Source organism: Rhizobacter sp. P1_G5 (assembly GCF_056405435.1).
In genome coordinates this window covers 1-936 of the sequence record NZ_JBFUCB010001089.1, presented here as the reverse complement: position 1 = coordinate 936, position 936 = coordinate 1, and the positions used below count along the sequence as shown (strand labels likewise).

The 936-nt window shown below is 68.3% G+C and carries 2 protein-coding genes; both read right to left on the bottom strand.

Annotated features, from left to right (window positions below; all coding sequences use genetic code 11):
- The coding region (locus AC1D12_RS34210; RefSeq protein ID WP_477845509.1) for an ABC transporter permease at nt 1–620 on the bottom strand (620 nt) is incomplete at its 3' end.
- On the bottom strand, nt 617–936 hold a 320-nt coding region (locus AC1D12_RS34205; protein ID WP_477845508.1), incomplete at its 5' end, for an ATP-binding cassette domain-containing protein. The genes AC1D12_RS34205 and AC1D12_RS34210, both read right to left, overlap by 4 nt.

Here is a 936-nt window from a genome sequence, read left to right as displayed (position 1 = left end):
CCCTGGTTGTACGGCGTCGTCTCGTCGAAGTACTTCCAGTTCAGCAGGAACATCTGGTCGAAGAAGCCGCCGGTCTTCTTGTCGGTGGCATGCAGGATGCCGACGATGTCGAACTGCCAGTTCTTGCTGCCCGAGCGGTCGGGGAAGATGTTCGACTGCAGCGGCACCCGGTCGCCCACCTTCCAGCCGAAGCGCTGCGCGAGCTTCTCGCCCACCAGCGCACCGGTGCGCGTGCTGTTGAAGGCCTTGCGTTCGGCCTCGGTCACCGCGACCTCGGGGAACAGGTCGAGGTAGTTGGGCGCCACCGCGAAGCTGAACACCTGGTTGTGCGGATCCTGGTAGGCGCCACCGAACCAGTTGGCGTACGCCACCGCCTTCACGCCGTCGACGCGCTCGATCTGCGGGGCGAGCGACAGCGGCAGCGTCTGGATGAACGACAGCTTCGAGCCGGTCTGCAGCCGCGCCGCGCCGTTGGCGCTCTGCCCGGCCTGCGAGAACGAGGTGCGCACCGCATCGAGCAGCCCGAACAGCAGGAAGGCCGCGATGATCGAGACCAGCGTCAGCACCGTGCGCGTCTTGCGCCGGAACAGCGAGGCCCAGACGAGGTGGAGGTACTTCATGACGCCAGCTCGGGCGTCTCGACCTGGGCGACCAGGCTGCCCTTGTCCAGGTGGTGCGTGCGGTGCGCGTACTCGGCCGCCTTCGGGTCGTGGGTCACCATCACGATGGTCTTGCCGTGGTCGCGGTTCAGCACGCGCAGCAGGCCCAGCACGTCCTCGGCCGACTGGCGGTCCAGGTCGCCGGTGGGTTCGTCGCACACCAGCAGCATCGGGTCGGACACGATCGCGCGCGCGATCGACACCCGCTGCTGCTGGCCGCCGGACAGCTCGGTCGGCTTGTGCGAGGCGCGGTCGGCCAGGCCCACCAGCTGCAGCG